Annotated in this window: 6 protein-coding genes; 5 read left to right on the top strand and 1 reads right to left on the bottom strand. The window is 73.3% G+C overall.

What is annotated here, in order from left to right; translation table 11 throughout:
* Positions 1-71: 71 nt before the first annotated feature.
* A complete protein-coding gene (locus tag ACFT55_RS18945; protein ID WP_380245399.1) occupies positions 72-878 on the bottom strand; it encodes a class I SAM-dependent DNA methyltransferase in 807 nt (268 codons plus the stop codon).
* A 207-nt stretch (positions 879-1,085) separates the two neighbouring features.
* Between ACFT55_RS18945 and mihF the strand changes: the two genes are divergently transcribed.
* From mihF to metK, 5 genes are all read left to right on the top strand, one after another.
* A complete protein-coding gene (mihF, locus tag ACFT55_RS18940; protein WP_380245398.1) occupies positions 1,086-1,397 on the top strand; it encodes an integration host factor, actinobacterial type in 312 nt (103 codons plus the stop codon).
* Positions 1,398-1,506: 109 nt separating this feature from the next.
* Positions 1,507-2,067, top strand: a complete 561-nt coding sequence (gene gmk / locus ACFT55_RS18935) for a guanylate kinase (protein ID WP_380245397.1) — start codon at positions 1,507-1,509, stop codon at positions 2,065-2,067.
* A 59-nt stretch (positions 2,068-2,126) separates the two neighbouring features.
* Complete coding sequence (gene rpoZ / locus ACFT55_RS18930; protein WP_380245396.1) at positions 2,127-2,444, top strand: DNA-directed RNA polymerase subunit omega; 318 nt, start codon at positions 2,127-2,129, stop codon at positions 2,442-2,444.
* A gap of 43 nt (positions 2,445-2,487) precedes the next feature.
* Positions 2,488-3,732, top strand: coding sequence for a bifunctional phosphopantothenoylcysteine decarboxylase/phosphopantothenate--cysteine ligase CoaBC (coaBC, locus tag ACFT55_RS18925; RefSeq protein WP_380245395.1), 1,245 nt, complete (start codon positions 2,488-2,490; stop codon positions 3,730-3,732).
* 75 nt (positions 3,733-3,807) lie between these two features.
* Positions 3,808-5,025: a methionine adenosyltransferase gene (gene metK, locus ACFT55_RS18920; RefSeq protein WP_380245394.1), complete on the top strand. Its 1,218-nt coding sequence runs from the start codon at positions 3,808-3,810 to the stop codon at positions 5,023-5,025.
* The last annotated feature ends 110 nt before the right edge of the window (positions 5,026-5,135 follow it).

The raw sequence follows: 5,135 nt of genomic DNA, 5'->3' as shown, positions 1-5,135 counted from the left end.
GGGCCGCACCTCCTCGGGTGCGGCCCTGGCCGTCGTCGTGCCGTCGTCGTGCCGTCGTCGTGCCGTCGTCGTCAGGACGGCGCGTCGAGCCGCCAGACGGACACGTGCCGCTCGCTCTCGGCGGTGAACGGCGTGCCGTCCCAGTCCTCCCAGCGGCTGACGAGCCGCATCCCCGCGATCCGTGCCATGAGGTCGAGCTCGGCCGGCCAGACGTACCGGAAGGGGATCGACCGGAACCGGCCCGTGCCCGCCGGTCCGACCCGCACGTGGTTCGACGTGAACTGCTGCGTGGCGGTGTCGATCCGGTCGAAGCCCACGTACCCGCCGTCGTCGTCGGGCGCGACGGCGAAGGGCACGGTGTCCTGGCCGGGCGGCATGCGGCGCAGGGGCGGGACGCCGACCTCGACGACGAAGTGGCCTCCGGGCCGCAGGTGGGCGGCCGCGTTCCGGAAGCAGTCCACCTGGCCGTCCTGCGTGGTGACGTTCCCGATCGTGTTGAACACGAGGTAGGCGAGGGCGTACTCGCCCGGCACCCGGGCTCGGGTCATGTCCCCGACGGTCACGGCGACCCGGTCCCCGCCGGGCTTGTCCACGACGCGTGCGGCCATCGCACGGGACAGCTCGATGCCGTGCACGGGCACGCCTCGCAGCGCGAGGGGAGCGGCGACCCGGCCGGTGCCGACGGCGAGCTCGAGGGCCGCGCCGTCGCCCGCGAGCCGCGCGAGGACGTCCACGGTGCGCTCGACGACGCCGGCGTCGAACTCGGCGTCGGCGGAGGCGTCGTAGGCGGCCGCGACGCTCTCGGGGAACCACCCGTCGCGGGGGTCGTCGGGGCGCGGGGCGACGGGCCCGCCGGACGGTACGGGATCGGTCGGCATGGGTGTGACGGTAGGGGGCGGCGTGCGCCTGTGACGACCGAATTCCTCCCGAGCACGCCACCTGCGGAGATATCCTGACCCGTATGCCGCTTTCCTCCCGGTCGGCGGGCGGGACGGGACCCTCTACGGATTGCCGCCTTCGCAGGTCGTGGCTACTTTCGATGGAGCAGTTCCCTCATCAGCGGCTCGACAGAGTAGGTGACTTGCGTGGCTCTCCCCCCTCTCACCCCGGAACAGCGTGCGGCGGCCCTCGAGAAGGCGGCCGAGGCTCGGCGCGTCCGTGCCGAGATCAAGAACCGGTTGAAGTACTCCCAGGGCTCCCTCAAGGACGTGATCGAGCGGGGGCAGAAGGACGACGTCGTGGGCAAGCTCAAGGTCGTCTCGCTGCTCGAGTCGCTGCCCGGGGTCGGTAAGGTGAAGGCCCGGGCGATCATGGAGGAGATCGGGATCGCCGAGACCCGCCGGGTCCGTGGCCTCGGGCCGCACCAGGCTTCGGCGCTCATCGAGAGGTTTGGCTGACATTTCCGCACCACCCGCCGGCAGTCCGGCACCGCACCAGGCCTCCCAGCCTGTCCCCGAGGCCGCTCCCGGCACCGCGCACGCAGGAGCGACGCCGGCTCGCCTGACCGTGCTCGCCGGGCCCACCGCCGTGGGCAAGGGCACGGTCTCGGCAGACATCCGCGCGCGCTACCCCCAGGTGTGGCTGTCGGTGTCGGCGACGACACGTCCGCCGCGCCCGGGGGAGGTGCACGGCGTGCACTACCTCTTCGTCTCGCCCGAGGAGTTCGACCGGATGGTCGCCGAGGGGCAGATGCTCGAGTGGGCCGTCGTGCACGGCCGCAACCGGTACGGCACCCCTCGGGGGCCGGTCGAGCAGCACCTGGCGGCCGGCGTGCCGACGCTCCTGGAGATCGACCTGCAGGGGGCGCGGCAGGTGCGCGAGTCGATGCCGGAGGCGCACTTCGTGTTCCTGTCGCCGCCGAGCTTCGACGAGCTGGTGCGCCGCCTCGTCGGGCGTGGGACCGAGGACGCGGAGGAGCGTGAGCGCCGGCTGCGCACCGCACGGACCGAGCTGGCCGCGGAGGCGGAGTTCGACGTGACGATCGTCAACGACGACGTCACGCACGCCACCGACGAGCTGGCGCGCGTGATGGGCGTGACGTCGGCGGCGCCACAGGTCACGCGGTGATCGCGGGTAGGATGGACCGCTGAACCCCGCCCGTCCCTGAACTGTCTGGAGTGTGACCCATGGCCGGAACCGTGGCCCAGCCCATCGGCATCACCGACCCGCCCATCGACGAGCTGCTCGAGCGCACCGACTCGAAGTACGGCCTGGTGCTGTACGCGTCGCAGCGCGCCCGTCAGATCAACGCCTACTACTCGCAGCTCAACGAGGGCCTGCTGGAGAACGTGGGCCCGCTGGTCGAGACCCGCAACCAGGAGAAGCCGCTCTCCATCGCGATGCGCGAGATCAACGAGGGCCTGCTCGTCTCGACCCCGGTCGAGGAGAAGCCCGAGGGCGCTGCGGAGCCTGTCGCCGAGCCTGGCGACGAGATCACCTTCTGACGCGCGCCGCCGGTCGACGACGGTCGCGACGGGGTAGTCCGCGATGAGGATCCTGCTGGGCGTCAGCGGCGGCATCGCCGCGTACAAGGCGGTGCTGCTGCTGCGGCTGCTGCGGGAGGAGGGCCACGCGGTCCGGGTCATCCCGACCGCGTCGGCCCTTCGTTTCGTCGGTGCGCCGACGTTCGAGGCGCTGTCGGGCGAGCCCGTGACCGGTGAGGTGTTCGAGGACGTCGCGCACGTGCCGCACGTCGCGCTCGGGCAGGGCGCCGACCTCGTGGTCGTGGCCCCTGCCACGGCGGACCTGCTGGCGCGGGCCGCGGCCGGGCGCGCGGACGACCTCCTGACCTCGACGCTGCTCACCGCCCGCTGCCCGGTCGTGATGGCGCCCGCCATGCACACCGAGATGTGGGAGCACCCTGCCACGCAGGCGAACGTCGCCACCCTGCGCGCGCGGGGCGTCGTCGTGATCGACCCGGCCAGCGGCCGCCTCACGGGCGCGGACACCGGGCCTGGGCGCCTCCCGGAGCCCGAGGAGATCGCCCGTGTCGCCCTGCAGTCGGTGCCGACGCCCGGCGCCGCGGTGCCTCGGGCCGGCGCGGGCGACCTCGCGGGCCGTCGCGTCGTCGTGTCCGCCGGGGGCACCCGGGAGCCCATCGACCCGGTGCGGTTCATCGGCAACCGCTCCAGCGGCCGCCAGGGCGCCGCGCTCGCCGAGGCGGCTCGCGCCCGCGGCGCCGCGGTGACGCTGGTCGCGGCGAACCTCGACGACGACGTGACCGCCGCCGCCCGTGCGGCCGGGGTGGTGGTCGTCCCGGTGGAGACCACGGCCGAGTTGCGCGACGCCGTCCGGGCCGGTGCCGAGGACGCCGACGTCGTCGTGATGGCCGCGGCCGTCGCGGACTTCCGCCCCGCCGAGGTGCCCACCGCCAAGATCAAGAAGGTCCCCGGTTCCGGCCCTGCGCCGATCTCCCTCGTCGAGAACCCGGACGTGCTCGCCGAGCTCGCGCGGGACCGGCTGCGGCCGGGTCAGCTCGTGGTCGGGTTCGCGGCCGAGACGGGCGACGCGGACGGCTCGGTCCTCGAGCACGGCCGGAGCAAGGCACGCCGCAAGGGTGCCGACCTCCTCGCGGTGAACGCGGTGGGCGGCGGTCGGGGGTTCGGCGCGGCCACGAACGAGGTGACGATCCTCGACGGGCGCGGCGAGGCGGTGGCCGAGGCGTCCGGGTCGAAGCGTGAGGTCGCCGACGCGATCTGGGACACCGTGATGAAGGCCTTGCCCAGCATCTGAGATCTTCCCGCGATGTGAGATGTCGGGCGCTGGGGTAGCCCTGGCGGAGGGTCCGGTGCCCGTAGGCTGTGCGGCATGACCGATGCGCTGCGCCTCTTCACGTCCGAGTCCGTGACCGAGGGACACCCGGACAAGGTGTGCGACCAGATCTCCGACGCGATCCTGGACGCGTTGCTCGCCCAGGACCCGCACTCGCGCGTGGCCGTGGAGACCATGGTGACCACGGGCCTGGTGCACGTGGCGGGCGAGGTCACCACGGACGCGTACGTCGAGATCCCGCAGATCGTGCGCGAGGTGGTGCGGCGTATCGGCTACACCTCGTCGGCGATCGGCTTCGACGGCGACTCGTGCGGGGTGTCGGTGTCCATCGGGCAGCAGTCCCCGGACATCGCGCAGGGCGTCGACAAGAGCCTCGAGGAGCGGGACGACTCCTCGGGCCCGGGCCACGACCACGACCCCCTCGACGCGCAGGGTGCGGGTGACCAGGGCCTGATGTTCGGCTACGCCTCCGACGAGACGCCGGCGCTGATGCCGCTGCCCATCTGGACGTCGCACCGCCTGGCGGAGCGGCTCGCCGCCGTCCGCCGGTCGGGGGAGCTGCCCGGGCTGCGCCCCGACGGCAAGACGCAGGTGACGATCGCGTACGACGGCGACCGGCCGGTGCGGGTCGACACCGTGGTGCTGTCCACGCAGCACGACGCGGACATCGTGCAGGAGAAGCTGCAGCGCGAGGTGGCCGACCGGGTGATTGCCCCCGTGCTCGCTCAGGTGGCCGCGGAGACCGGCATCGAGACGGCGGGCGCGCGCCTCATCGTCAACCCCACGGGCAAGTTCGTGGTGGGTGGCCCGCAGGGCGACGCGGGGCTGACGGGCCGCAAGATCATCGTCGACACCTATGGCGGCATGGCCCGGCACGGTGGTGGCGCGTTCTCCGGCAAGGACCCGTCGAAGGTGGACCGGTCCGCGGCGTACGCGATGCGCTGGGTGGCCAAGAACGTGGTGGCGGCCGGGCTGGCACGCCGGTGCGAGGTGCAGGTCGCGTACGCGATCGGCAAGGCGCACCCCGTCGGGCTGTACGTCGAGACGTTCGGGACCGAGACCGTGCCGGTGGAGCGCATCTCCGCCGCGATCGACACGGTCTTCGACCTGCGCCCGGCCGCGATCATCCGCGACCTCGACCTGCTGCGCCCGGTGTACGCCGCCACCGCCGCCTACGGGCACTTCGGCCGCGACCTGCCCGGGTTCACCTGGGAGCGCACCGACCGCGTGGACGCCCTGCGCGCCGCCGTCTGACAGCCGTGCGACCGCCGTCCGAGCTCCGTCGTCCGCGGCGTCGGCAGCGCGTGATGGGATGACCCCGTGAGCGACACCCCCGAGCCCGAGCAGCCTGCGCTGCTCGGGCT

It is taken from the genome of Isoptericola sp. NPDC057191, assembly GCF_042670225.1.
Taxonomy (GTDB): Bacteria; Actinomycetota; Actinomycetes; order Actinomycetales; family Cellulomonadaceae; genus Isoptericola.
This window is presented reverse-complemented; position numbering and strand designations above follow the sequence as displayed.